The sequence below is a fragment of the Methylomonas methanica genome, assembly GCF_001644035.1.
In the GTDB taxonomy this organism is placed as follows: domain Bacteria; phylum Pseudomonadota; class Gammaproteobacteria; order Methylococcales; family Methylomonadaceae; genus Methylomonas; species Methylomonas methanica_A.
In genome coordinates this window covers 1-26,040 of the sequence record NZ_LUUG01000087.1, presented here as the reverse complement: position 1 = coordinate 26,040, position 26,040 = coordinate 1, and the positions used below count along the sequence as shown (strand labels likewise).

The window sequence follows — 26,040 nt, the reverse complement described above, 5'->3', positions numbered from 1 at the left end:
AGCGACAACAGCCTCAGCCAGGTCGCCCATAAGAACGTCGCGACCGTCATCCAACAAAGCCAATACAGCTACGACGGCCTGGGCAGAAGGAAAACCAACCAGGAAATCCTATCCGGCCAAGCCACCCTCGGTTACACCTACAGCTATGACGCGCTGGACCGGCTGACCCAAGTCCAAAACGGCACCACCGCCCAAACTCAAAGCTTCAGCCACGACGTCTACGGCAACCGGGTGCAAAAGCAAATCGGTGTTCCTGCCGGCAGCACCATCGCCTACAAGCTGGATGCGGCCAATCAACTGACCGAAGTCCATCAAACCAATCTGAGCGGCACCCTGCTGGAAGCCTACCTCTACGATCCAGCTGGCCAGCAAATCAAAAAGTGTAGCGGCGGCACGGTCACCCGAGCCAGCGATACCGCTTGCACCGGTAGCACCCAAAACCAATCCCAATACGACAGCTTCAATCGACTCAATCAAGTCCAAGTCAACGCGGTCACCACCGGCAGCTTTAAATACGACGACCAAGGCCGACGTACCCAAAAAACCGAAGGCGCTACCATCACCAACTACCATTACGACGGTAGCTCAATCTACGCCGAATACCCCGGCAGCGGCTGGACCACGGCCAACGCAATCTACGTTCAGGCCGGCACCGACCATCCACTGGCAAGGCTGACCGGCAACGTCAACCTGCCCAGCGCCACGGCGGCTTACTACCATCAGGATGGCATCGGCTCCGTGCTGGCGACCACCAACGCAACAAAAGCGGTCACCGCCACCCAACGCTTCGACGCTTACGGCAGCAAAATCGGCGGCACCGGAACCGTTCCGCTTTACGGCTATACCGGCAGAGAACCGGATGCCAGTGGGCTGACTTACTACCGGGCGAGATATTACGATCCGAACCAAACCCGGTTTACCCAGCGCGACCCGCTGGGCTATGCGGACGGGATTAACCGGTATGCTTACGTTGGCAATAATCCGATTAATTTCAATGATCCGAATGGTTTGTTTGCGAATAGGGTTTCCAACGCCTGGACTGCTGGAGCGAGTTACTACAACACTGCCAGCAATATTGCCAGCCAGATTGGTTGGGGCGGTGCAGGACAATTTGGACTGGATATATTAGCGTCCTCCGAAATACCAGTGGCCTCGCAAGCAGCCGGCGCTATTGGCGCTGTATGGTATGCTTCTCAATGCGACGCTTTCGGCGCTGGATCATCGCTAACTGGAATGATACCGGTTGCTGGCATCGCCGGCGATGCGGCCAGGATGGGTCGCTGGGCTGATAAAGGGATTGATTTAGCTAGGCAGGCTGATAATATTCCGGGGCCAGTGCTCAATGCTGTTCAGAAACAAGGTGGGCGTTATGATGATCTCATAGCAAACGGTGCTCATCGCCATCACATGCCATCAGATCAAGCTAGTCCCCTTGCAAAAGGAGATGGCCCGGCTATAAGAATGGAGCCAGCAGATCATCGGCGAACCGCAAGCTATGGTGGAGGCTCTGGTTCTCCGCAGCAACAATATCGTGATCAGCAACGTTCGTTGATTGATCAAGGAAAATTTGACGATGCTTTTTTGATGGATGTTCAAGATATTCAATCAAAATTTGGGAGCAAATATGATCAAGCGATTCTTGAAGCTATTGACGCTCTTTCAAAATGAGAGGTATTAATGTTGTGGGAAATTAATCCTGGAAAATCAGTTGGTCAGTTACATTTTGGAATGACGCGGGAACAAGTGATTAATTGTCTTGGCAATAGTTATGATGAATTTAGACGAACATCAGTTTCAGAAAATCTAATTACAGCCTACGATAATGAGGGGCTTCATTTAGTATTTAACCAAGAGGGTAAGCTAGAACAAGTTTCCATTTTTTTTCCGAATGAAGCGATTTTAGGTTCAATTCAGCTTCTTGGGAGAGATATAGGAATTATAAATCAGGAGCTAATTGATGGTGGTTTTATCATTGAAACAGTCGACGCTGGTTTGTGGTGTGCGCATGCTAAAATTTTGGTGATTGAGGCTGAGGGGCAAGTAGATGGTGTAGAGGTTCATATTTAAGGTTGATTTACCTTGGAGCCCGTTCCAATTGGCGTAGCAAAATCGGAGGAACCAAGGTCGCCATTCGTCCCATTACGCTATGTTAATGGATCTACGGACGTGATAAAAATATAAAATGTCAATCTTAGAATTTAGCCGTGTTACGGAATTAAATTGGGACTGTTTGTCTGGTCCAGAAGGTCATATTGAAAACCCGGATTGGTTAAAAATAGAAGATCGTATCAAAGCGTTAAATGCACTGGAGCATAGTTGCGTATTCATTTCCGCTAATAACGGGACTTCTTTGACTATAGGTGGAAATCCAAAGCAAGGATTTATCGTTTTTTTTTCTCAAGATGATAAACATAGTTATGTCATGGCACCCGTTGGATCGAGAGCTGGTACTCAAAATTTGGTTATTGGTTTCCAGCCCGGCGATTATTTATGTCGTATATTGGTTTCTTTGGCAACCGCAATCCAAGTAGCTCGTACTTATTTTTTTAAGGCGGAGCGTGATGAGTGCTTTGAGTGGACATATGACGACCAATCAATAGATATTGAATGAGCACGGACCTTTTGATGTAAGGGTACCAGCCGGCATACACGTAAAAAATAGGATTAAAGCGATAACGCGCGCCCAGGATGCAAGGATTTCTTTGTAAGTGAGTAACAACACGAATTTTACCGGCAAAAGTCGTGAATGGCTTACTTTCACGCTTTTCGTAGGCTGCTACGTGCTTTTTGACTACGCTTACTTTAAGATTCCGGTCGACCTGTTTTCCAATGTCATCTATTACCATGGTGTAGTCACGGTCTGCGCGGATGTGCTTAACTGGCTGGCTCCGCTGGAACAGGTATTGGCCAAGCAAAATCATCTGCTTTCCGCCAAAGCCAACCTGGAGATAGTGCGCGGCTGCGACGGTGCCGGGGTGTTATTTTTGGTGGTGTCCGCCGTTTTGGTTTTTCCATCCGGATTAAAGCGGAAGGTGCTGGGTCTGCTACTGGGCACCGGCTTGATCTATGGCCTAAATCTCTTGCGCATTTGCGTGCTGTATTTCGTCATCGCTTACCAACCCGGCTGGTTTCAGCTGATTCATACATATGTGGCACCGACACTGATGGTGATTTTTGGGTGTTTCTATTTTGCCTGGTGGGCATTTGGCTCGACAAATAGACTCCATGAGCCGGCGTGAGCTGTTTGTTCTGACTCTAAAAGGCTTGCTAGCCTGGCTGGCGTTGTCCGGCTTGGTTTTGTATTTTGGGGAGTGGCTGGCAAAAGGGCTGTTCCCGCTGCTTAAGGCGGTCATGATCTCAATGGCTCCGGACCTATCGTCAAGCTTAACCTTACTGAAATCAGCGCAATCACAACTGGATTATTCGATTGAATTGTCAGCCTGGGTGTTGCGGCCCGTTTATTTGAACACCAATCATTTCATTCCGCCTGGCACCGAGTTGAAATCATCGGCTCACTTGCTGCATAGCTTTGTGCCGCTGGTGATTGAAGGATCGATTCTGCTGGTGTGGCCGGTGCAACACTGGCGGCAAAGTTTACTGCTGATCGGATTGGGTTTGCTGACAGCAGTTCTCGTGGTCATGGCGACATTACCGGCACAGCTATTAGGCAAATTGGAAATATCGTTTCAAGACATTGCCGAATCGGGCATCAATCCCCGCCAGATACCCTGGTTCGTGGACTGGATGGTGTTTTGCGAACTGGGCGGTCGCTGGTTGTTGGGTATTGTGGTCGCTTGGCTGTGTATTATGTTACAGCGAGCCATACTTCGGGTTTGATCAACGAACGTCCGCTTTCTAAGAAATTGAACTTGATCGAAAGGATTCACAGAAAAATTTGACTGGCCGGTTTGGGTCGCTATGTTAATCTACACATAGCGACCCCTATGTGTAGTTCCAAACTATGTGTATTTGCAAATTTACCTTGTGGCTCAGCCCTTGGTATCCGTTGCATAAGGCCGAGTGCAACTACACATAATTTCAATGCTTGAAGATGTAGCATCAACTTGCCATCGTTTGGATAACATCGGCTCATTGTTGATTCCAGCACTTTGATACATAGCGATAGTGATGAAACCTCGAATTAGGGTGCCAATGGTTCTCAAATAGCTGCCTGGTTGAGTGGCGCCGGACATGAATCATTGGAATCCCTGATGCCACTGAGTTTTTACTTCAGGGCCACCGGCAAAACTATGTGAAGCTAAGAATTACTCGTATTGGCAAGAACCCAGGTGAACTCTATCTCTGATCCAGGTGGTATTAACAATCTACACATAGTTTGGAACTACACATAGGGGTCGTCACCAGTCGATCAGCATAAGCCCCACTACTCAACCGGCACATAGTTTTGGAAAACGGCTTCCAATATTTGCCATTAATGAGCGCCGAGATTTCCAGGCAACAATTTATACATCGGTTATACCCAAGTGAGACTTTGCTTCGGACAATACCTGTTCATATGCTGCTTGAGCTAGCGTATTCGCGCTTTCGACGTAATCGGCGGTGCAAATGGCGCCGAAGTTTGCTAGGTCCCAATGCTGTATGAATAGTTCGCTTAGTGACTTGACTGCCAGTGGCGACAAAAATACTGCAGCAGGCCCTACGAGCTTGCGCAATTCAATGTATGCCATGGATGCTTCGGTATTGAGTTTATTGAAGCGCTCTCCATGGGCGTGATCTGGTACGTGTTCGCTGCCAGGTTCAATGAAGTAATCGGAGAGATCGCCAAGCGCAGTTTTGAAATTATGGAGCTCTGTCAATAATTTGCTGTAGTACTGCTCCCTTGCAGACCACTGTTGCTGCGAGCGCCATGCCTGCCCGTATAGCTGTTGCTTGATTTCTTCGGTGTCTTGAGTGGTGGTTTTCAGTTGCTCTCGAATGGCCGCAAAATTCTCAAGCATGGCACGGTCCTCGCCTTGCTTGCGAAGATATGCTCCGAGAAATGCGCCTAGCCCAGCCAAAACTACAGACAAAACGGCGCCAAGAAATACATTGCTCGATAGTTGGCTCAGCAGTGCTATGAGTTCGCTAGGTAGTTCAGAAGTGCTCATTGTCTGCGTTGCCTAACGTCTGGCATGAGGCACGATGTCAAGCGTCGCCTCGATGGCCTTGTTGTGCCCCGCTCATTGAGGACAAGTGTTTCTTCAACCAATAGCTTAGCACAGCGAAGAAGTCGTCCTTTGCATACTTCTCGATCTCAGGTTCATGACCGCATCGCGGGAACTCGTGATACTCCAAATGAGGTATATAACGCTTCAGGGTGTCCCGGATCATTGTTCCCGGATGGGGATCGTCGGCACCATGTAGCATGATCGCCGGAACCTTCACGGAAGAAAATGACTGCGGGTAGATGCCAGCCTCTTGGCACCGCACCATGTCTTGCCAAGTCTCTGTATGCCCATGCATGTCGAACGGTTCGGACTCCGAGGGTTCCTTGTCAGCAGCAAGCGATTCATAGGCGTCGGTCATGTCGTGCCATTTCATCATCTGCGCACCGACGTCTAGTTGCAGGTCTGCCTTATGCTCGGGGTGCATGGAGATGTACTCAGCAATTTTCTGAGTCCGTCTCTGGACGATGGCATTACGCGATGCCTTGTCAAATGTTCCACAACCAACGAGAACGATGGCGTTGATACTGTCTGGGTGTTCTGCCGCGTAGGCCAAGGCAAGCATAGCGCCCCATGACGAACCAACAAGGGCGGGCTTCTGACGATTGAAGCGCGAGAGGATTAGGTTGTGTAGATCCTCAATATGGATTGCGACAGTCAGCGGTCTATCACCGCTTGACCGTTGCCACGGCTCGACTACCCGGAACTCCTTGGACAAACCCTGAGCCAGTTGTACGGCGCTACCAAACGCGGCGGGCCCTCCTGCAGTGTGATCACTGAGGGGCCGTGATCGCCGTGGAAGCGAATACGGCGGCCTTCCTCCCATCCTGGTTGCTTCATCATCTTCGATTAGACCTCATTTTGTGATCTTCGCCTTTTCCGTTGCCGCGACTAGACCCTTCAAGAATCTGATGCCTTTTTCTAACTCTTCCCGCTTTACCTTGTGAGGCTCGGCACTTGAATGAGCTGCCGTGTTCGCTTTATGGGCAGCGTCCCCGCGCTTCGCAATCAGCGCATCCAGGGCCTTCTTTGAGGTGCTGCTATCGTAGTTGTCCCAGACCCAATCCTTCGTAATGTCTGTGTCGAAATACTCGATAAAAATGCGCCGAGTACGCTCCGAATTCGGATTGAAGAACCGCTTGAGGTCTTCTTCGAGGCGCCGTCGGACAAATTTCCCAATCGGGCTGCCATCGACTGCTTGGAGCCAAGTGTCGATTTCGGAATGAATTCTATCCTTGACGTACGTTTCCCAGGCAGCAAGTGCCATTACCAAGCCGGCCCGTTTTAGAACTTCCCCATTGTGGCCGTTTGAGGCGGATTTCTCCGCATCATATCGGGCGAGGAGCTGCTCGGCATCTCTAATGGCTCTTTCGAATGCGTCGAATGCTTTGGTCATGGTTGGTAATGAAGTTTCACAACGAATCAGATAAGAAACCTTATAACTGCGATAGCTAAAATGGCCGGTAACGGCCAAACCGCCGCCATTGAATCACCAATAACGAGAGTCCGCAACGGGTCGTTGTTGCACTTTCATAAAAATTAACGATCAATCAGTAGTCGCCCGCAACGCGTGATTCGATCGAAACTAAACACATGCTCTCGAGGGCTTTCATAACACCGCCCCACCAACCTTCGCCGATAATCCGGTTCGCCTTTTTCAAGATAAACGGTGGCGCCACAAATTGGGCATGCCGCTGAATACCGAACCAACCGCACCACTCGTAAATCCCCGTCACGAAGCAACTCGAACTGAGCTGATTGCTCATGAATTTTTATGAACAATTCATGTGCCAAAACAATTCGATCATCGAACAACAATATCCAAGGCTTGATGATAGTTACCCAAGCACCATAAGGAATGACAAAAACACTTATCAATAATGTCAAATCGCGCGTTGTCACGGACCTGGGTACCGATAACGATAGCCATCCACCATAGGCAATTAACACAGCGAGTCCGCCAATTGTCAGCAACCAACCTAATACAACCCATACATGCCACCGACGCAATTCGATTTGTCCGTTCCGAAACAACCACCTCACTATCCAACTAGGTTGTACCTCACCCAATTCAGTCATCTGATAGTTGGCTTTCAACTCGGCTGCGATGCTGTTGTCTACCCAATCCTTATCGATAGCGCTATCATCTTCCATGACTTCTGGTACCCGCTCGGCTTTGATATAAAACGTGGTGAGTTTTCCCGGACCGCCCTTTGTACTTTTTCGTTCCGGTTTCGGGTAATGCGGTAGCCCGCGTTTACGAGCAAACTCTATAATTTGCCCCTCGCGAGTTTCGCAATATTTTTTCAAGAAACCCGGCCAATCAATCCACTTTTTCGGATCCGTACTTCCTATCGAGTCTCCAACGGCAGCGACGATTTCTTCGGCTGTGAACCGTCGCTTCGACTCATCGAAATCCGCTTTCTTTAACGATTCATGAGCTAACGCACGCAATATGCGGTGACCTTTTTCATCGCTTGTTTCGCTGTCCAGCCAATCAATCAGGCATTGGATTACCTCACGCATAAACCACCCCAAACCAGGTAACCGGTAGTTGCAGTCTGGTTTGCGCTTTGTCGATTCATAACAATGTCCTCCATAACAATTCAAGGTTTGGGTAATACCGAAATGATTTTTAACTATTTGAATTTAATTGGCGTACCAGAAAAAGCACATTCCGCAACAGCAAGCAACGCTGGAAGCCGGAGCGAAAGCAGAGAAGTATCGAAATCATTAAATGGTTTCATGTACGCGTTTCGCGTTTCCGCATTCATCCGGCGGTCAAAGTCCAAGAAAAGAACGTTACGACCATTAATCAATAACAGCTTCAATGCAGAACTATCAAGGCTTCCAGAGGTTTGTGACCCAAAACAGGTCACCTTGCGAACGGGACTTTTCTGCTTTGACCTCCTAGCATACCGACAACAGCCATTAATCAACTATGAGGCGTCTATGTCAACACTGGATGAAGATCTTTCCCGGTTAAATTTCGAATATCTCATGCTAGCCAGGGAATGTGCTCGCAGCAACCCGGCAGAAACAGCATGGCGATTTGGCTTAAATAAAATCCATATAGAAAAACTCGCAGACATGTCGCTGGAGCAACTTCGGGATCAAGCTGAAAGTAGCAGAGCGGTTATTCAGCTGCTGCCGATCTTCGTTCCAAGTGGCGTTTCCATGGGCGCCTACGTGGATTTACTTCAACCCTTGGTTTCGGAACGGACCGATGAAAACAGTGCCATTTAAAAAAGCCTCAAATTTCGCCAACCACTTGGTTTTAGCTGAGCAATTGATCCAGCTTGGCGCTCGCCCTCCTATTGTGAGTCAACTTTGTCGATTGTCTCGGCAGCAGAGTATCGACTTGTATAAATCAGTAAAAGGATGCCCACCCAAACAAGGCATGCTTCCTCATGATCACCAATGGGTTATTCAGTCCACCTGCCGTAATATTCACGCGTCGCTATTTTTAGGCATTCTCGATGATATTCGGCGGCGATTATCAATTCAGCAATCTTCAGCACAGGTATTGGTTGACGCCTATAGCATTTATAAAAACATCGCATCAAACATATTCATCGAGCCTAAAGGAATATCTCTTGGAGCAAAACAGTTCTCGTTAGACATAAACAGAGCATGGTCTTTAATCAGCATGCTCTTGGCCGGCGATTTGATATTCACTGTTTGCGCATGTTGCAGAGCACGCTTTCTCAGCATGATTCACCCTAATGCAACCTTTAGCCAGTGCCCAATCTGCACTGTTTGGACTGATCGTTCGGGACGACGACGCTGGGTTTCTGCAAAGTCCAAAAAACCGATTTGATTACATCACTCAGCCTGGAGATCATCCATACGCTACTAAGGAGAAGTCGCATGCATATTGCTGTCATTACAACCACTGAATCCCAAATACCTCAGCCCGTTCATGGCAAAAATCTGGCTCGGCTCGCACGCGAGTGCTTTGCCAATCAGCAGATATTGACCATTGATTTTAAGGACGTCAAGACAATTACCCAGGGATTCTTTCAGGAATTATTTTTTCCTTTGATTACTGAGTTTGGCGCCGATTATTTGAAATCGAAACTTATAGTCATTAACTTGAGTGACACAAATAAAATCCAAATGCAATCTGCATTCAAAAGCTTGGACGACTATTTCGATAAACTGTCATCGATCAATCACCAAGGGTGCGACGAAGAGATTTACACGATAAATCAAACTTGGTTGATCAAGGCCAGAGAAATCGCGCGGGAAAATGCAGTATTGACAGAGTTAGTGCTGGGGATAACGGATGACACCATGCGAACAGCACTCGGTCATTTGTCCTTGGAGGACATTCAGTTCATCGCTCGCTCCAATTGGCTTTGCTTCACTCCTCGGTTTTCCAGTCAGTTCCTGATGAACATAAATAAGGAACAACCGCCGATAGTGGAGGCCATGCTCGGTTTAACCGGTTCTATATGCTGAGAGGGTGGTCTATGCTGAAAAAATATCAACAGCAAACGTTAGCCATTGAATTGCTGAAACGCCATGCCAGGGTGAAAATCGTGCATCAAGTGACCGGCATTCCCATCAAGCCATTAAGGCAAACCTATCGACAATTGCATGGACGTTCGCCTAGTCCAGGTTCAATCAAGTTTTCAACACGCGGGTTGACTGGAAGTAGACGCAAATATAAAGACGTTACGCTGTTTGCGGTTTGCTATCGGGTGGCCGCGAGTAAGTTGGCCGATGATCAAATTCAAGCAGTGATAACCGCCTTTGATGCCTATAAACATTCCTACCCATTCGGAAACCTTGATTTTTCAGCGGCGTGGGTTGTGTCTGAGGACATCAAGGATAAAAAAGTGCAGGTCTCAATATGTCCACATTGTCGTGCTTGGGTACTGTTGAATGCAAGAGAAGACCTGGTTGAACGATGTGGCGTATGTAACAACTATTTGTAATCAGGTTATCCAGTGAATATTGAATCCGAGCAAAATTCGACGGCAAAAGAAAAGGAATTCCTGAAAATTAACGACATGGTTGAAAAATTGGGCGTGACTCGGACCCAATTTTGGCGAATGAGGAAGGCAGGTGAGGTTCCTCCACCGGTAATTCGAAATCCACAAATGTGGCTTGCAAGCCAAATTAAAGAATTTTATGAAAGGAGGGTAAAAAAAGAAGATGTCGGAACACTTTGATGCGTTACAACTGCATTCAAACCTTATTTGTCGTTTGGTGCCGTATATTTTTCGATCAAACACGAAATTTTTTTCGGATTTGAGTGAAAAACAAAGTGACCATAAAAGTGACCACGCAATAAAAAAGGGCTTAGACATTTCTGTCTAAGCCCTTGATTTATTTGGCTCCCCCGGACGGGCTCGAACCGCCGACCTAGTGATTAACAGTCACCCGCTCTACCGACTGAGCTACAGGGGATTAATATTTTGCTGTCTCGATATGGCGCGCCCGGAGAGATTCGAACTCCCGACCGCTCGGTTCGTAGCCGAGTACTCTATCCAGCTGAGCTACGGGCGCTTATCTGAGCCGCTTATTATCTTTCTTTATCTAACCTATGTCAAGGTTTTATTTAGTGGCGGAGAGAGAGGGATTCGAACCCTCGATGCGCTTTTGGCACATACTCCCTTAGCAGGGGAGCGCCTTCGGCCTCTCGGCCATCTCTCCTATAACTTACTCAGCCCTCCGTACTCCCTGCTTCGGACTGCTCTTTTTTAATTCTCTCGTAGATTTCTTCCCTATGAACGGATATATCTTTTGGTGCATTTACGCCAATTCTAACTTGATTTCCTTTTACCCCGAGAACTGTAACAGTCACATCGTCACCAATCATCAAGGTCTCTCCTACTCTACGAGTCAAGATAAGCATACTATCTCCCTACACTATTAATGCGCTTTGTTACTGCAACATACTCGAACCGACGATTATATCCGTTTTTGAGAAAAAATAAAGATATATTTGGAATAGCCGTTAAGGAAAAGCATACTGGATAACAAACATTGGCCGAAATCATGACAATTTAAATTATGAGGCAGCAATTTGTTTCGCAATTCCGCATGACCATGCTTAACGGCTACTGCATCAGGATAGACAAATTCGTCTGTTTTTCTGAGCTATCCCTTAGACAGCCATTCATGGCGCATTGTATCCAGACTCTGCATCAATTCGTCTAATGCTTTAACCGATTCTTTATGTAAAGGATGAGCATGATTGTGAACCGGGTGCTTAGTATCGTTCATTAGTTCATCAATGAAACGCTCTGCCTCCATAATATCTTGTGGAAGCGAATCTGATTTTTCGGCCATCTGAATAACAAACAGGTTTATAGTAATTTGCGCATAAAAAAGCCCACAATTAAGTGGGCTTCGTCCGGTGTTATTTTTATGTTTTTTGGACGCCTGATATCTGTGATAGCAGGTTAATAGCTTGCGCTTTTATTATTGTTGTACCGTTACACGGTCGCATTCCCCCCCCCCAATAGATACGAAGCTTTTCGGCTCGTATTGACCTAAGTCAAGGTGGAGGCATTCTAGTGCACTTAAATCGCTTTGTCCAGAAAAAGTGCGACGATTTGCCGCAATCTTAAACTAACGAAATATAATGGCAAATAGTCAGCAAGAAAGGCTTCATCGCAATCTCCAAATACAAATAGAGGTACGAATTGAAGTTCTGATTCTCTGCCAGGCTGAACCGGGAGATGCCCGATCCGCGCGCCGAATAAGTATTCCTGCACTGTCGAATCCGGATGATCTCAAAAAAGCCATAGAGAACATGGACAAAGTACCCACTGAGCGGCCGAGTTCCGCAACTGAATAGCAATCGGGTTTCAGGAATTTCATTGTCAACCTTGGCTACAGCCGAGTAACAAGTGAAACGGCATGTTTACAAAGCACTTTCTGACCCGATCTTACACTTTTGCAAAGCCACGTCGCCAGTCTCGGTAAGCCTCCCCGGCATGTCGTCCTTGAGCGCCACACCCGAAAAACCGCACCGCAAGGCCTGCTCGCTCAAGTAAGCCATTTTGATTGCGGCGGCGCTAAAAGACAGACCCGCGGGCGGGCGAATATTGGAGATGCAGTTGCGTTCGGCATCGGTATTGCCTGGTTTGGGTGCGTAGGTTAAATACATACCCAAACTATCGGCGGCACTGAGACCCGGCCGCTCGCCGACGATAATCACCGCCAGCCGCGCGTTCAGCAATGCGCCAATTTCATCCGCCAAGGCTACTCGAGCGTTAGCTACCAGACAAATCGGCCCTATCCGCAATCCACGCTCTGTATATACGGCAAGCACCGTTTGCAGCAAGGCCAAACCATGCGCGTCCACGGCGGTGGACGACAAACCGTTACTGACAATCAAGGCAATGTCTATGATTTGGCTTGCCCGCGTTGCGAGTGATTCACGACTGGATTGCGCGAGGCGGCGCCCAAGATCAGGACGTTGTAGATACTGCTCGCGACTAACAACCGGCGTCGCCAAGATCAATGATTCCAGTCCCAGTTTGTCCACGCCCCCAGCAAAGCTCGCCACATCCCAGGCTTGATTTACCGCATCCCGCGCGCGGGCATGAGCCAGTTGAAAATCAAGGAGCGCGCTAGTCGGTAAGCTGCACCCGGCCCGGCCCTGCGCAATTCTGGCTTGGGTAAATTGCCGTAATGTAAACCACTGATCGTTCATGAATAAGCCCTCGGCAAACCATGAAAGTTGCTCAGCAACGGCGTGGCGTTGCGCGCATCGGCCAAGCGGTTATGACCGTCGAATATACCCATTCGCTCTAGCCAGGCCTCGAATTCCGGCGCCGGCCGCAAGCCCAATACTTGCCGCAGATACAAGGCATCGTGAAACGAGGTACTTTGGTAAGCCAGCATTACGTCGTCGGCACCGGGTATGCCCATGATGAAATTGCAACCGGCCACACCCAGCAGCGTCAGCAGTGTATCCATATCGTTCTGGTCCGCTTCAGCATGGTTGGTGTAACAAATGTCGCAGCCCATCGGCACACCGAGCAGCTTGCCGCAAAAATGATCCTCCAGACCGGCACGAATGATTTGCTTGCCGTCGTATAAATATTCCGGACCGATGAAGCCGACCACGGTATTGACCAGCAGCGGGTCGAACTCCCTGGCCACCGCATACGCCCGCGCTTCGCAAGTTTGCGCGTCGATGCCGTGATGGGCATTGGCCGACAAGGCGCTGCCCTGCCCGGTTTCGAAATACATCAACTGCTGGCCGACACTGCCGCGCCCCAAACTTTCGGCCATGGACTTAGCTTCGTGGAGCATTGCCAGATCGACGCCAAAACTGCGATTCGCCGCTTCGGTGCCGGCGATGGATTGAAATACCAAGTCCACTGGTGCGCCGCGCTTCATCAGTTCCATACTGGTAGTAACGTGAGCCAACACGCAAGACTGGGTAGGAATTTGTTGCTGAACGATAATCTCGTCGAGCAAGTTCAGCAGCGTGTAGACGTTGTCTAGATTGTCGGTGGCCGGGTTGATGCCGATCACCGCGTCGCCGCTGCCGTAGAGTAATCCGTCCAGGATGCTGGCGGCGATGCTGCGCGGGTCGTCGGTCGGATGATTGGGTTGCAGGCGGGTGGATAAGCGGCCCGGCAAGCCAATGGTATTGCGAAAGCGGGTAACGACCCGGCAACGCCGAGCGACAGCAATCAGATCCTGATTGCGCATGATCTTGCTGACGGCTGCGGCCATTTCCGGCATCAGCCCCGCCGAGATTGCCGCCAAGTCGCTATCGTCAGTTAACAACCAGTCGCGAAACTCGCCGACACTCAAGTTCGCAATCGGGGAAAATGCCGCGGCATCGTGCTGATCCAAAATCAATCGGGAAACTTCATCCAGCTCAGGCGCGATCAAAGGCTCTTCGACGAACTGGCGCAAGGGTACGTCGGCCAACACTTGCTGAGCCACTGCGCGTTCGACTTCGGAAGCCGCCGCCAAACCGGCCAATTCATCCGCCGACCGGCGTGGTGAAGCCTTGGCCAGCAAGGTACGCAAATCGCGAAAATCAAAGCTTTTGCCCTTTACAGTTGCGGAATAATTCATTAGCCAGACAGGTTATGATGGGATAAACGCCGAGAATACGACAAGTTTGTGACCATTATGTGACGCGACAAACACCCTGCCCTCAAGTCACTACCCTGCAATATTTGGCTGATACTCTAGTAATAACTAGCGATGCCAAGCCGAATGAATTCGGCCCTACTAAGCCGTTTAAGCCAGGATTTGGCGTTATTGTCTAGCGGCTTGCAGCTTGCAAACATCCTTAAGGTGACGCAGATGACCACCCGATATCTCAAGCAATCCAACCGTTTCATAATATTCATAATTTTGACATTGTCGCTGAGCCTGCGCTCCGCCACAGTGTCCGCCGAACCTCCACTTAGCGCCGATGTCTTAATCGTCGGTGCCGGCCTATCGGGTTTAAGTGCAGCGTATCATTTGAAAAAGGCCGGTAAAACCGCCCTGATTCTGGAAATGAGTCCGCATATCGGCGGCCGCATCCGCACGGCGTCTTATCCGGGCGGCGCGCATGCCGAAGTGGGTCTGGAAGAGTTTTGGGAAAATAACCCGGCTATCGAAATTTTTAAAGACCTGAAAATTCCGATGGAAACGGCGTACAGCAGTTTTTCCAGTTTCTATTACCAGGGCAAGCTCTATCCTTTCACCCAAGACTCCAATCCGGAGTTTCTGCGCTCCGTGCTGGATACCGACGAACTGCAAGCCTATAAACTCTGGGACGCCAAAATGGCCGAGCTTTATCGGCAATTGCAGCAGCGCCCCTTACCGGACGAGTTGCTGGCATTAATGGAAACGTCCTTCGCCGACTGGATCAAAAACACCAGTGGCCTGTCCCCCAAAGCCCAGGAGCTGGTGCGCATCGAAACCGAACCGGAATACGCCACCTCCTGGCAGAAAATCAGCGCACTGGACGGCATTGCCGAATGGCATTACTTTTCCGGCAACGGCTTGGCGCCGCGTCATGTGGTCGGCGGCAATCAGCGCGCCGCGCAAGCGCTGGCAATATTTATCGGCAAGGATCGAATTCGGCTCAATCAACTGGTCACCCATATCAAATCCACCGACAGTGGCGTGGAAGTAACGGCGACCGACCAAGGCAACTTCAAGCAACAGATTTTCCGCGCCAAATACGTGATCACCGCGATTCCGTTGTTCCGGCTTAACGACATCCAATTTACTCCGGAGCTTAGCGCCGAGCGTAAACAAGCGATCCAAACCCAATCCGCCGGCGCTTACTTTACCGCCCACGTGAGGGTCGACAACGCCGCCGGCAGTTTTTGGACTTACGACGGCGAAAGCGTCTTGCCGATTATGACCGACAGTCCTTTGGGGGTGATTTACGGAGGCGAATCCAAACCCGGCGGAGATGCGCTGTTGAATTTATTGGTCAGCGGCGCGGATGCGGAGCGCTTTAACTCGCGGATTAGCGATCCGGACCAGATTCAAGAAGCGCTGTTAACCGCGTTTGATAAACATTGGCCGGGCTTTCGGCAGTCGGTCAAGCAAATGAGTTTTTACCGCTACCATCCGCGCGCCATCGCCTCCTGGCCGGTCGGCCGGTCGCGTTTCGATGCGCTGTCCGAGTCACTAAGAAAGCCGCAAGGCCGCGTCTATTTTGCCGGAGATTTTACCGAAGATACCCACTCGAACGGCGCCAGCCAGTCCGCATTGCGGGTGGTTAAGGATATTTTGCAGAGAAGCGATTAAATCAACCCTTAATACCGTGCGCCTTTGTGCCCAGTGTGTACTGGGCCTATTTTAGAGCAGCAGTATCGTGCTTCAACACGCCACGTCCGGGCTAGATACCAACAACACATACTGCCGGGCCATAATTGTTGTCGAATCGAGTTATTAGCCAAATCAAATACTTGAATTAAAAATCGCCTTCTTAAAAAGCAGCGGCAAGCTTGCCTTGCCGCCAAAAGAGTAAGGCCACGTCCCTGTGTTGACTTTTAATAAATTAAGCTTTGCGCCGAATACCCAAAAAGCCTAACAACGCGGAACCGAACAACCAGACTGCGCCAGGCACTGGCACGGCGGCTACCGCAGTGCCTGATACCGTTACCATGTCGAAACGCCAGGTGCCGGCAGTGCCATAAGTGCCGGTTGGAGAAGATGCCGCGTATGCACTAGTTGCGGGTGCGAAAGCGGCCAAGACGCGAAAACCGAAATTAGCATTGTTGGCTACGCCGGCGACGCTGCTTAAATCTACTGATCGGCCATTGAACCAAGTATCACCTGTTGCACCGCTAAACAAAGAAAAGTCGGTCCAGCTGCTGCCGTCAGTGGTGTATTGCACTTGCTCGTATTTAGAGGAGGTATTGCTGTGGCGTAAGTCGTAGCTGATCTGAATGTTATCGAAACCCACCGTGCTGACCAGATACTGCGTACCGCGAGTTTTATTGCTTGCACCTTGAGCCGCATAACTGCTTGTATTCCAACCGCTATCATCACCTGTCGCTGGGTCGGATGAACCGCCGCTGGCATCGCCACTGGCAAAAGTTGCCGTGGTGCCAAGCAGCGAAGCCGCGCCGCTGCCAATGTTAGGAGAAGTTGAACCGGTGCCGGTGGCAGCATCAGCAGGATTGGAGTTGAAATTCCATTGCGTAATTACAGCCGCTTCCGCGCCGGCGCTTACAGATAAAGCCACCAGCACGGCGGCCATCATCATTTTTTTGTTCATGTTTGGATTCTCTTAATTATTCGTGGTCAAGAAGAAATTTTCCGGGCTGCTTGTCTAGTCCGTAAGGCTACCCATCACAAAAAAGCCCGACATAAAGCCGGGCTTTTTATCAATCTAAAGCGGGAACAGCCCCTGCTCCCTTAAGCAATTAGGCTTTGCGGCGGCGCAGGCCGATCATGCCGGCAATTGCGGAACCGAACAACCAAACCGCGCCAGGTACTGGTACCGCGTTGATTTGCATCGTGCGATCATTACCACTGCTTGGGTGTTGAATGTTGACATAGGCAACGTTTGGATTGAATTTATCAAAGTACAAGCCGGTAAACTCGGAGCCTTGGGTACCGTTTGATGCCCAACGCGCCAAGCCTTCACCTGCATCCAACAAATCACCGTCATTGTTCAAGTCTTTAGCAAACCAGATGTCGTCATCAACACCACCGTTGCGGTCTTCGATGATATAAATATTGCCTTCCGCATCGACAGCAAGATTATCCGGGTTTCTGAAACCAGTACCGGCAGCATTACCAGTCGCCAAATCTGTAGTGGCTTGGCTAGCAAACAACTTGATATTGTTGTTGGCTAAGTTCAGCGAAAATACTTTGTTATTAGTTGTGGTAGCCACATACAACAATTGATCGCCGTTATCCAAGGTGTGAATTTCCAAATCTTCAGGGCGATCAAAGTTGGTACCTAGGAAAGCTGAGACATTTGGCGTAGCACGACCATCCAACACAGTCATACCATTTGGATCAGTTTTGACTACAGTGCCAGCCAAAGCGTTACCGGCCAAGTCGGTCAAATCGATCCAGCTGTATGCGCCCTCTGCTTCTTGCACAGTACCATCGCCGACGCGCAATACGGAAGTCAAACCTGCACCGAAGAAGTCGTCACCGTTAGTGGCATTAGGATTAGCGGAAGTAAACTTGAAGATATGACTATCGTCGCGTTCGTCGATGAAATAAAAATTGTTCGCTGCGTCGAACGCCAAACCTTCATGAGAAACACGAATGTCTGCAGGACCGATTTTACGTTGTACGAAGTTGCCACCGTTTACACCGGCAGTGGTAGGGTTAGTGACTTCGAACAAACGACCATAAGGTGAAGCGGCTTGAGCTGGATCGCTCCAAGACTCTTCAGCTGTCAAATAAGTACCCCAAGGTGTCCAACGCGATGCATCACCGGCTACAAAGCCCAGCGTTCCTGGCGCCACTATAGTGGTGGTGCGAGTATTGTAATTGGAATCATGCAAATCGATACGTTGCACGCCACCGGTACCTGTTTCGTAAGGCATGAACAAATAACGTCCCGCGTCTGGGCCGGTTTCGTTTGCTGTGATCATGTCCCAGTTACCGCTGTCGCCTTGGCCTTGCGCCAAATGAGTAGTGCGATCAGCGATGGAAACTTGAGTAAAGTTTGGGCTGGACAAAGTGATTGGCGTTGCTTCGCCAGCGCTACCGACAGGGATTGGGCCAGCCGAGCTTGTCAGCGGAGTGAAATTGTCAAACAGCGTATCTGCCGCTTGAGCGGTCAAAGGCGAAACAACAGAGGTAACTGCCGCAGCGATCAATGTTAATTTAAAAGCTTTCATAAATAGTCATTCCTAAAGCAAAGTCGGTTAATTGTTTTTGGTCTTCCGCAAAAATCTGCCTCACAGAATTTGCAGAAAGAATGTTAACCAGCGCTCAAGAAATTAAAGTTGCAGTTCTGTTAAGTTTTCGTGACATGTAATACGCTGCTAGTACCCAACTTGCCGCGACTAAAATCGTCTTGCCTAACCTCCCAGTCATTCCTGCTTAGCGGATATAGAATCCCCGGCATCCCTGTCGATAAAAGCCATGCCAATCGGTGACTCAGTATGGCAATTAGGCTCCAAGATGCTCGAGAGCGGATATTTACGGTCCGCCCCCCTACCAAAAGCTTGGCGTAACGAGTCGGAACGGACAAAAATTGAATATTTACTTCGACATGACCCAAGAAACCTTGGCAAGTTGGCATGTGCAGAATGGCACATCATTGAATATTTCCTGAATACGGAATTGTTTCTGTAACACCGAGAGACACTCCCCGTGAGGAAAGCATCAACTGGAGAGCCGCGTGTGGGAAAACCGCGCACACGGTTCGGACTGTGGGGGAGATTTAACGACTTTCCTTCCCGCTATCGGCCACAGGGAATTTAAGGGCTGGGTTAATAATTTGTCGCCTGGGTCTTTTACCGAGCACACAGATGATTTCGACAAATAAAAAAGGCCTAGGTGAAAAACACCTAAGCCTTTGATAAATATGGAGCTGGCGATGGGACTCGAACCCGCGACCGGCTGATTACAAATCAGCTGCTCTACCAACTGAGCTACACCAGCAAATTATTCGCGCATTATACCTGTAATTTCGAACTTTTCCAGCACTAAGTTTAGTTAGCTCGTCGAATTGCTGTCACACCCCTTGAATACTGCTCAGCATACTTCCAATGTAATTGAGCGTTTCATGCAGAAAAACAATTAGCTCATCCAGTTTAACTTGCACAAACACCAAAAAATGACTGTGGTTGAAGTTTTGATCTTTGTAAAAACTCAAACCATTGTTAATGGTATTGCCCCCCATCAACAACATGATGAATGCCGCAGCCTTAAGCATTAAACCGCGCAGTTTCACACTCATTTTGCCGAAGGCGACGCTGATAAACAGCATCATCGGCAAAGTACCGGCGCCAAATGCCAGCATCAACGCTCCGCCTTCCAGTACGGTTGAGGCTGTGGTGGCTTTTACAGCCATCGCAAATGTCAGCATGCATGGCATCAAACCGTTCAATAGGCCAGCGATAACTGAACCTAGCAGTGGTCCCTTTTGATTGGCTGCGGCATAGCCTTTGCGTAACACCTGCATTGGAATCAAGCGTATCGAGCCTTGCCAGGGTATCCAGCCCAATACGCCCAGTGCCAACACAATTACGACCGCACCCATCAACATTTGCAAGATACTTTGGATCTTGCCGAACAAGCCGCTGGAAACCAGCACCACGCCCAATGAAGCAGCCAATACGCCGATCAAGGTATACACGGAAATTCGGGCGGCTTGATAGGCAATATACGGTAGATAACTGCGGCTTTTCCCGGCCCGCATGAAGTAACCGGACACCAGCGCCCCACACATCCCCAGGCAGTGCCCGCTGCCCAAGAATCCGGCCACAAAAGCCAGGGAATAATCAAATCCCGTGGCCGCAGCCATTTCGGTCATGCCGTGCATGGCATGATCCATACCTTCCATATTGTGTTCCATTTATTTGTTCAATCGAAGTGAGTTGACGATGACGGACACAGAACTCAAAGCCATCGCTGCGGAAGCAATCATCGGATTGAGCTTGCCCAGCGCCGCTACCGGGATGGCGATGGTGTTATAGCCAAACGCCCAAAATAGATTTTGTTTGATGACGCGGATGGTAAACGCGCTAAGTTCGATAGTATCGGTGACCTTACCGATATCGCCTTGCACCAGGGTCAGATCGGCGGATTCGATGGCAATATCGGTACCGCTGCCGACTGCAAAACCAACATTGGCTGCCGCCAGCGCAGGCGCATCGTTGATGCCGTCACCTATCATGCCGACGTTGTGTCCTTCGTCCTGCAACTGCCGAATAATTTGCAGTTTTTGCTCGGGTTTGGCGTTAGCAACCACATCGGCTATGCCGACTTTATCCGCGATGTAATAAGCAGTTCTCTCGGTGTCGCCGGTTACCATCATGGTTTTGATACCCAATTCGTGCAAACGCGTAATTGCTGCAGCAGCTTCCGGGCGCGGATTATCGGCAATCGCGAATATGGCGGCTTCCTTGCCGTTGATCGCCATATAAACCGGGGTTTGCCCTTGATCGGCAAAATTGTCAGCCTGCTCGACTAAGCGGCTTACATCAACTTGCTGATTCTCAAGCCACCCCCGATTTCCCAGCAGCAATTTGTAGCCGTCCACCTCGGCCCGAATACCGTGGCCGGTTTCGCTATAAAAATATGCACATTCCTGTAACTCGACACCCGCGTCGCGGGCATAGGCCACCACCGCTTTGCCGAGAAAATGCTCTGAGTTGTTCTCGGCGGATGCCGCCAGCATCACTAACTTGTTTTCAGCCAGACGAGATAATTTATAGACCTTGCTGACACGGGGTTTGCCTTCTGTGATGGTGCCGGTCTTATCGAAAACGATAGCGTTCAGTTTACTGGCAATTTCCAGACTTTCGCCGTTGCGGATATAGACGCCCTGCTTGGCAGCTTGGCCGGTGCCGACCATGATTGCGGCTGGCGTCGCCAAGCCCAACGCGCACGGACAAGCAATCAACAAAACGGTGATAGCATTACCAAAAGCAAAGGCAAACGGCGCGCCAGCCAGCAGCCAACCAGCTAGGGTGACAGCGGAAATCGCCATCACCGCCGGTACGAATACCGCCGAAATTTTATCGACCTGCTTCTGAATGGGCAGTTTGGCGGCCTGGGCTTGATCGACCATATGTACGATGCCCGCCAGCACGGTATCCATGCCTATCGCTGTGGCCTTGATATGCAACACGCCGTTGCCGTTGACACAACCGCCAATTACCGCATGACCAACACTCTTCACCACCGGCATGCTTTCGCCGGTAATCATCGCCTCATCGACCGTGGAAAGACCGACAATCACCACACCGTCGGTGGGAATTTTTTCGCCCGGCCTGACCAGCATCACATCGTCTATCTTTATGTCGTCAACATCAACGATGCGTTCGCTACCGTCATCCAGCAACAAAGTCGCGGTTTGCGGTTGCAGATCGACCAATTTACGTATCGCTTCGCCGGCCTTGCCTCTGGCCCGTTCTTCCAGATAACGACCCAATAGAACAAAGGTAATGATGGCCGCCGCCGCTTCGAAATACACATGGCCGCGCCGCCGGAACAGGGACGGAATGCTGTAGCCATACGCAGAGCCCACACCCAGCGCGATCAAACTGTCCATATTGGCTGCGCGCTGTTTGGCCAGCTTATACGCCTTGCTGAAAAACTGGCTGCCGGTGCCGAACACCACCTGGGTAGTTAGCGCAAACTGCAACCAATGCATCCAAGTCCGCCCCCCCATTGTCATGGCGATCGTCACCACGGGTGCGGTTAATAGCCCTGCCCATACAAATCGACGCCGGGCTACGTCAATTCGTTGCAACTCCTTTTCGATGAGTTTCTTCCGCTGCGACAGCGTGTCGATGGGCATAGCGCTATAACCCAGTTTTTCGATTTTATCGATCACCTCTGCTTTGCTGATCTGGCCCTGCACCGTAACGGTTTCGGTGGCAAAATTTACGCCGGCTTTTTTAACCCGTTCGTCGCGGTTTAACACCATTTCGATCAATAGCGCGCAGGATGCGCAACTCATGCCTTGCACGGCTAAATCAACTTCTTGCAGGGGCCCGTCGAATGCTTTTTTCTTATCTTTTTTTAACTCAGTCTGCTTTAACGAGATATTACCCAACACTGCATCCAACATGATCAGCAAGTTTTTTGCCGGTAAACGATTGGAATCGAATTCAATCACCACTGAACCGATTTCAAATACCGAGCGCACACTTTTAATTTCCGGGCGCTTTTTCAGCAGTATTTCCAGGATATAACTGCGTTCAGGGTCGTTAAGTAACACCGGCGTAATGATCCGGATCCGATTTTTTAGCTGATGTCGAACGGAAAAATGCACGTAATTTAGAGTATCGGTTTCCATGGGCGACTGAGGATTTGATGGGCTAGCGAGCCAACCCTATGGAAATCATAGGATTGGCGTTGACAATCTCTACTTGGGCCGGCGCGAACGCACTAATAAGAAAAACATATAAAACACCGCCATCCACTCGTAACGATGCACGATGGGTTTGACCAACCACTCCTGCGTGATGCGGGTCCAGTGAGTTTTTATCAAATACAAGACCAGCACATCGTTCAAAAAATCTATCGTGGCTTTTTCGGGATCTTTAAACAGAGCTTTCGGGCCTTTGGTACTGACCTTACCGATAATTTTGGCCGCCTGTACCGTTTCCTTGCCGGCTTGATATTTATCATTGAACCACCCGCCAATGCGGGTACCTTTCAATCGCATTTTGATGCCGAGAACAGACTTTTTAGCCTTCTCCGCTAACGGTTTACTGTCGAAATAACCTTGCTGCTCCAGTTCGGCAAGAATTTGAAACAGCTGTGTCGCCACACTGGTAAAGCCACAGATAGCCTGATCGTATCTGATTGATAATTTGCCCTGCCCACGATACAGGCTGACGGATTGGACGCCACGTATCGCACCAAGCTTGGTGCTTATCAATGTTGCCACCGTCGGTTGACAAGCTTGCGTGGGCACCTGAAAACGCACATGACCGTCATGGCGGTAACGTAGTACAAATTCTTTTTGGATAGCCATAGTCAACAGGGAAAAGTAAAACGGGCGGCCCTGCTTCAGCAGCGACCGCCCGTTTCAAGTTACAGCCAAATGTCCAAGAATCGAACGGGGTTAATTGCCTTCTTTCGCTTCGGCAACGATGTCTTCGAGATTTTCTTTTTGATGCAACACAAAATCCTTGCCGGCATCAATCGTTTTTGTGGCGCTGGAAATAATTTCCTTTCTGTATTTGTAAACAAAATAGCCCGCCACCATGCCTGCACCGAACACCAATAGAGGGTGTTTCGCTAATTTAGTCATCAATTTTCCTCCAGTGTTTACAGTTGCAGTGGCTAGTGTACCAGCCACCACCTGCTTAGTCATGGATGAATCGTTCGAACTCTTCTTTGGATTGTGAACATGTGCCATCTGCGTCCTCGTTGCTGGTTAAGACTGGGGCTGGATTGAATCGTCGGCGTCTTCAGGTAAAACCTGCGCTTCATGCAACATTTGATAGATCCCCTTGCAGCCCTCGCAGCAAAAGCGCTTATCACCTTGCAGGGTTTTTAATCTAAACCCTTCCACTTCAACGGCTAACCCGCAAAGATCGCAGCTTTTCTTATTATCATCCATTGTTACACGAACTCACTTATTACCTGTGCACATTGCAGGATTATAGCGCCTAAATAAACCTGGTAAACACCAGGCGCAAAACTAAAGCAAGCACCGCCAAGGCCATTACAAGTAGGAAATTCAATAGCCCTAAAGCGGGCCAAATCAGCAACAGTTAGATACATATACGGCGCTAGCGACTTAAATCATCGCTTGCCGTGTGCTGCCCGACTGGATGCCTTCATCAACGCAATTCTCAGGGCGCCGGTCAAGCTGGCGCTCAAACCAAGACGCATCGCCAAGGCAGGTACCAATATCATTGAGGCCACAGCCAAACCGGCGCCGAGCATCAAGCCGGCGGTGTTGATTTGCTGTGCCACGACTTCTTGATTTACAACAATTAATTCTTGAGCCATTAACTCACCTCACGCAGAAAAAATTAAAAATCCACCGGAGGTAAAAAGCATAAAGAGTGCCAAAATATAATCATTTGATTATATTGACTAAAAGTAAAAACGCTTTAAAAAACCATCAAAAACAAGGGAAATGCCTCGTTATTTTTAAGTTATCTAACATAGTTTTTTAGAAAGCAGTCAAAAAAATCCCCAGCCCTGCATCAGCATCCAACGCATGCCTTCGATACAAAAACTGGGGATTTATTGAACGTATAGCGCCCGCAACAAGCAATAGACAACGTGACGGAACTATTCCTGATCGAGGCCAAACGCTTTGTGTAGCGCGCGCACCGCCAATTCCAGATATTTCTCATCCACTACAACGGAAATCTTGATCTCGGACGTAGAAATCATCTGGATATTAATCCCTTCGTCGGCCAACACCTTAAACATGGTGCTGGCAATGCCCGCGTGCGAGCGCATGCCGACGCCGACGATAGACACTTTGACGATGCTGCTATCGCCGATGATAGTCGTATTGCCACCCAAATCAGCACGCAAGCTTTCCAACACTTTCTGCGCCCGCATAAAATCATTGCGATTAACGGTAAAAGTGAAGTCGGTCGTGCCGTTGGCGGAAATGTTCTGCACGATCATGTCCACTTCGATATTCTCGGCCGCGATCGGCCCCAGGATTTTTGAGGCCACGCCCGGCAGATCAGGCACGCCGGTCAAGGTCAGCTTGGCCTCGTCCCGGTTAAACGCGATGCCTGAAATTAACGCTCTTTCCATTTCTGATTCCTCGTAGGTAATAAGGGTGCCGTTGCCTTCCATGAACGAAGACAACACGCGCAATTTGACGTTGTATTTGCCGGCGAACTCGACCGATCGGATTTGCAAGACTTTGGAGCCGAGGCTGGCCATCTCCAGCATTTCCTCAAACGTGATGCGATCCAACCGCCGGGCTTTCGGCACTACGCGCGGATCGGTAGTGTATACGCCGTCAACGTCGGTATAGATATGGCATTCGTCAGCCTTTAAGGCCGCCGCTAATGCCACACCCGTAGTATCCGAGCCGCCACGACCCAAGGTGGTGATGTTGCCATGCTCGTCCACACCTTGGAATCCGGCCACTACTACTACCCGGCCCGCATCCAAATCGGCTCGCATATTAGCTTCGTCGATTTCCCGAATCCGCGCTTTGGTGTGCGCGCTATCGGTGAGAATCCGCACTTGTGCGCCGGTATAAGAACGCGCCTCGCAACCCAACTGATGCAAGGCCATCGACAACAAGGCGATGGTGACCTGCTCGCCGGTGGACAGCAACACGTCCAGTTCCCGGTCGGTCGGCTGCGGCTGCATTTCTTTTGCCAATGCCACGAGGCGATTGGTCTCGCCGCTCATCGCGGACACCACCACCACAATCTGATCGCCCGCATCGCGAGCGTTTTTTACTTTCTCAGCAACCGCCTTGATACGTTCGACCGTACCAACGGAAGTGCCGCCAAATTTATAGACGTACAATGCCATGCTTTTTTAGACCTTTCTTGGCTGTTAGGCTTTTATAGTTGTGTCGCTATCGCGACGGATTATTTTAAAGTCGGTTTTCGGACCGACGGCCGAGATACTTTCTTTTGCGTCGCCAAAAGAAAGTATCCAAAGAAAAGGCGACCCGGATGCCGCTTATTCCCTGCGCTCCTCGCTTTCGGCGGGGGTTGCCGAAAGGGGCTTCCTGCCCCTTCGGCAACGTGCGGCATCCATGCCGCACCCCTTCGGGCTATTC

Annotated in this window: 28 protein-coding genes and 4 tRNA genes; 11 read left to right on the top strand and 21 right to left on the bottom strand. The window is 49.8% G+C overall.

Annotated features, from left to right (window positions below):
* The 5 genes from A1332_RS26055 to A1332_RS15615 all read left to right on the top strand — a co-directional run.
* The coding region (locus tag A1332_RS26055; protein ID WP_331709879.1) for an RHS repeat-associated core domain-containing protein at positions 1-1,668 on the top strand (1,668 nt) is incomplete at its 5' end.
* 9 nt (positions 1,669-1,677) lie between these two features.
* Entirely contained in the window at positions 1,678-2,067 is a 390-nt protein-coding gene (locus tag A1332_RS15630; RefSeq protein ID WP_064009382.1) for a hypothetical protein, read from the top strand.
* Positions 2,068-2,182: 115 nt separating this feature from the next.
* The gene (locus A1332_RS15625; protein WP_064009381.1) at positions 2,183-2,611 is read left to right on the top strand and encodes a hypothetical protein; all 429 of its coding nucleotides are present in this window, start codon (positions 2,183-2,185) and stop codon (positions 2,609-2,611) included.
* A 97-nt stretch (positions 2,612-2,708) separates the two neighbouring features.
* Positions 2,709-3,239, top strand: a complete 531-nt coding sequence (gene xrtM / locus A1332_RS15620; protein WP_064009380.1) for an exosortase family protein XrtM — start codon at positions 2,709-2,711, stop codon at positions 3,237-3,239.
* Positions 3,226-3,837, top strand: a complete 612-nt coding sequence (locus A1332_RS15615; RefSeq protein ID WP_064009379.1) for a hypothetical protein — start codon at positions 3,226-3,228, stop codon at positions 3,835-3,837. Before xrtM ends, A1332_RS15615 begins: the two co-directional genes overlap by 14 nt.
* Positions 3,838-4,463: 626 nt before the next feature.
* Here the strand turns inward: A1332_RS15615 and A1332_RS15610 are convergent.
* From A1332_RS15610 to A1332_RS15595, 4 genes are all read right to left on the bottom strand, one after another.
* Complete coding sequence (locus A1332_RS15610) at positions 4,464-5,108, bottom strand: hypothetical protein (protein WP_064009378.1); 645 nt, start codon at positions 5,106-5,108, stop codon at positions 4,464-4,466.
* Between the two features lie 37 nt (positions 5,109-5,145).
* Positions 5,146-5,991: an alpha/beta fold hydrolase gene (locus A1332_RS15605; RefSeq protein ID WP_064009377.1), complete on the bottom strand. Its 846-nt coding sequence runs from the start codon at positions 5,989-5,991 to the stop codon at positions 5,146-5,148.
* A gap of 30 nt (positions 5,992-6,021) precedes the next feature.
* Positions 6,022-6,639 (bottom strand): HEPN domain-containing protein, encoded by a 618-nt coding sequence (locus A1332_RS15600; RefSeq protein ID WP_197491477.1) that lies wholly within the window; start codon positions 6,637-6,639, stop codon positions 6,022-6,024.
* Positions 6,640-6,704: 65 nt separating this feature from the next.
* On the bottom strand, positions 6,705-7,691 hold the full coding sequence (locus A1332_RS15595; protein ID WP_064009375.1) for a hypothetical protein: 987 nt from the start codon (positions 7,689-7,691) through the stop codon (positions 6,705-6,707).
* Between the two features lie 63 nt (positions 7,692-7,754).
* Here A1332_RS15595 and A1332_RS26050 point away from each other — a divergent pair, with 63 nt between their 5' ends.
* The 5 genes from A1332_RS26050 to A1332_RS15575 are packed head-to-tail and all read left to right on the top strand — an operon-like array spanning position 7,755 to position 10,345.
* On the top strand, positions 7,755-8,411 hold the full coding sequence (locus A1332_RS26050; protein ID WP_231890318.1) for a flagellar transcriptional regulator FlhD: 657 nt from the start codon (positions 7,755-7,757) through the stop codon (positions 8,409-8,411).
* On the top strand, positions 8,392-8,985 hold the full coding sequence (locus tag A1332_RS24880; protein ID WP_082879721.1) for a FlhC family transcriptional regulator: 594 nt from the start codon (positions 8,392-8,394) through the stop codon (positions 8,983-8,985). The genes A1332_RS26050 and A1332_RS24880 overlap by 20 nt, the downstream gene beginning before the upstream one ends.
* Positions 8,986-9,035: 50 nt before the next feature.
* Positions 9,036-9,629 carry an STAS-like domain-containing protein gene (locus A1332_RS15585; protein ID WP_064009374.1) on the top strand — a complete coding sequence of 198 codons (594 nt, stop codon included), beginning with the start codon at positions 9,036-9,038 and terminating at the stop codon, positions 9,627-9,629.
* A gap of 11 nt (positions 9,630-9,640) precedes the next feature.
* The gene (locus A1332_RS15580) at positions 9,641-10,108 is read left to right on the top strand and encodes a FlhC family transcriptional regulator (RefSeq protein WP_064009373.1); all 468 of its coding nucleotides are present in this window, start codon (positions 9,641-9,643) and stop codon (positions 10,106-10,108) included.
* Positions 10,109-10,120: 12 nt separating this feature from the next.
* On the top strand, positions 10,121-10,345 hold the full coding sequence (locus A1332_RS15575) for a helix-turn-helix transcriptional regulator (RefSeq protein WP_020482890.1): 225 nt from the start codon (positions 10,121-10,123) through the stop codon (positions 10,343-10,345).
* Positions 10,346-10,507: 162 nt separating this feature from the next.
* Here A1332_RS15575 and A1332_RS15570 read toward each other — a convergent pair.
* From A1332_RS15570 to A1332_RS15535, 7 genes are all read right to left on the bottom strand, one after another.
* Positions 10,508-10,583 (bottom strand) — tRNA-Asn (locus A1332_RS15570).
* 22 nt (positions 10,584-10,605) lie between these two features.
* Positions 10,606-10,682: transfer RNA gene (locus A1332_RS15565), tRNA-Arg, on the bottom strand.
* Between the two features lie 56 nt (positions 10,683-10,738).
* A tRNA-Ser gene (locus A1332_RS15560) sits at positions 10,739-10,829 on the bottom strand.
* 10 nt (positions 10,830-10,839) lie between these two features.
* Complete coding sequence (csrA, locus tag A1332_RS15555) at positions 10,840-11,031, bottom strand: carbon storage regulator CsrA (protein ID WP_020482891.1); 192 nt, start codon at positions 11,029-11,031, stop codon at positions 10,840-10,842.
* 245 nt (positions 11,032-11,276) lie between these two features.
* Positions 11,277-11,468, bottom strand: a complete 192-nt coding sequence (locus tag A1332_RS15550; RefSeq protein ID WP_020482892.1) for a hypothetical protein — start codon at positions 11,466-11,468, stop codon at positions 11,277-11,279.
* A gap of 577 nt (positions 11,469-12,045) precedes the next feature.
* Positions 12,046-12,840 (bottom strand): ethanolamine ammonia-lyase subunit EutC, encoded by a 795-nt coding sequence (gene eutC, locus A1332_RS15540; RefSeq protein ID WP_064009371.1) that lies wholly within the window; start codon positions 12,838-12,840, stop codon positions 12,046-12,048.
* A complete protein-coding gene (locus tag A1332_RS15535) occupies positions 12,837-14,225 on the bottom strand; it encodes an ethanolamine ammonia-lyase subunit EutB (RefSeq protein WP_064009370.1) in 1,389 nt (462 codons plus the stop codon). The genes eutC and A1332_RS15535 overlap by 4 nt, the downstream gene beginning before the upstream one ends.
* 144 nt (positions 14,226-14,369) lie before the next feature.
* On the opposite strand from A1332_RS15535, the gene A1332_RS15530 reads away from it, so the two are divergent.
* Positions 14,370-15,908 (top strand): flavin monoamine oxidase family protein, encoded by a 1,539-nt coding sequence (locus A1332_RS15530; protein WP_231890317.1) that lies wholly within the window; start codon positions 14,370-14,372, stop codon positions 15,906-15,908.
* A 253-nt stretch (positions 15,909-16,161) separates the two neighbouring features.
* Here the strand turns inward: A1332_RS15530 and A1332_RS15525 are convergent, their stop codons facing one another.
* From A1332_RS15525 to A1332_RS15480, 10 genes are all read right to left on the bottom strand, one after another.
* The gene (locus A1332_RS15525; RefSeq protein WP_197491476.1) at positions 16,162-16,884 is read right to left on the bottom strand and encodes a hypothetical protein; all 723 of its coding nucleotides are present in this window, start codon (positions 16,882-16,884) and stop codon (positions 16,162-16,164) included.
* Between the two features lie 148 nt (positions 16,885-17,032).
* Complete coding sequence (locus A1332_RS15520; RefSeq protein ID WP_064009369.1) at positions 17,033-18,472, bottom strand: alkaline phosphatase PhoX; 1,440 nt, start codon at positions 18,470-18,472, stop codon at positions 17,033-17,035.
* A 693-nt stretch (positions 18,473-19,165) separates the two neighbouring features.
* A tRNA-Thr gene (locus A1332_RS15515) sits at positions 19,166-19,241 on the bottom strand.
* Between the two features lie 73 nt (positions 19,242-19,314).
* Positions 19,315-20,157 carry a sulfite exporter TauE/SafE family protein gene (locus A1332_RS15510; protein ID WP_231890316.1) on the bottom strand — a complete coding sequence of 281 codons (843 nt, stop codon included), beginning with the start codon at positions 20,155-20,157 and terminating at the stop codon, positions 19,315-19,317.
* Positions 20,158-22,608, bottom strand: coding sequence for a heavy metal translocating P-type ATPase (locus A1332_RS15505; protein WP_064009368.1), 2,451 nt, complete (start codon positions 22,606-22,608; stop codon positions 20,158-20,160). It lies immediately after the preceding gene.
* 69 nt (positions 22,609-22,677) lie between these two features.
* On the bottom strand, positions 22,678-23,292 hold the full coding sequence (locus tag A1332_RS15500; protein WP_064009367.1) for a hypothetical protein: 615 nt from the start codon (positions 23,290-23,292) through the stop codon (positions 22,678-22,680).
* 90 nt (positions 23,293-23,382) lie between these two features.
* Positions 23,383-23,634 carry a hypothetical protein gene (locus A1332_RS15495; RefSeq protein ID WP_225587427.1) on the bottom strand — a complete coding sequence of 84 codons (252 nt, stop codon included), beginning with the start codon at positions 23,632-23,634 and terminating at the stop codon, positions 23,383-23,385.
* Positions 23,635-23,697: 63 nt separating this feature from the next.
* A complete protein-coding gene (locus tag A1332_RS15490) occupies positions 23,698-23,883 on the bottom strand; it encodes a heavy metal translocating P-type ATPase metal-binding domain-containing protein (RefSeq protein WP_064009366.1) in 186 nt (61 codons plus the stop codon).
* A gap of 185 nt (positions 23,884-24,068) precedes the next feature.
* Complete coding sequence (locus tag A1332_RS15485; RefSeq protein WP_064009365.1) at positions 24,069-24,278, bottom strand: hypothetical protein; 210 nt, start codon at positions 24,276-24,278, stop codon at positions 24,069-24,071.
* Positions 24,279-24,566: 288 nt separating this feature from the next.
* A complete protein-coding gene (locus A1332_RS15480) occupies positions 24,567-25,787 on the bottom strand; it encodes an aspartate kinase (RefSeq protein WP_064009364.1) in 1,221 nt (406 codons plus the stop codon).
* Positions 25,788-26,040 lie beyond the last annotated feature (253 nt).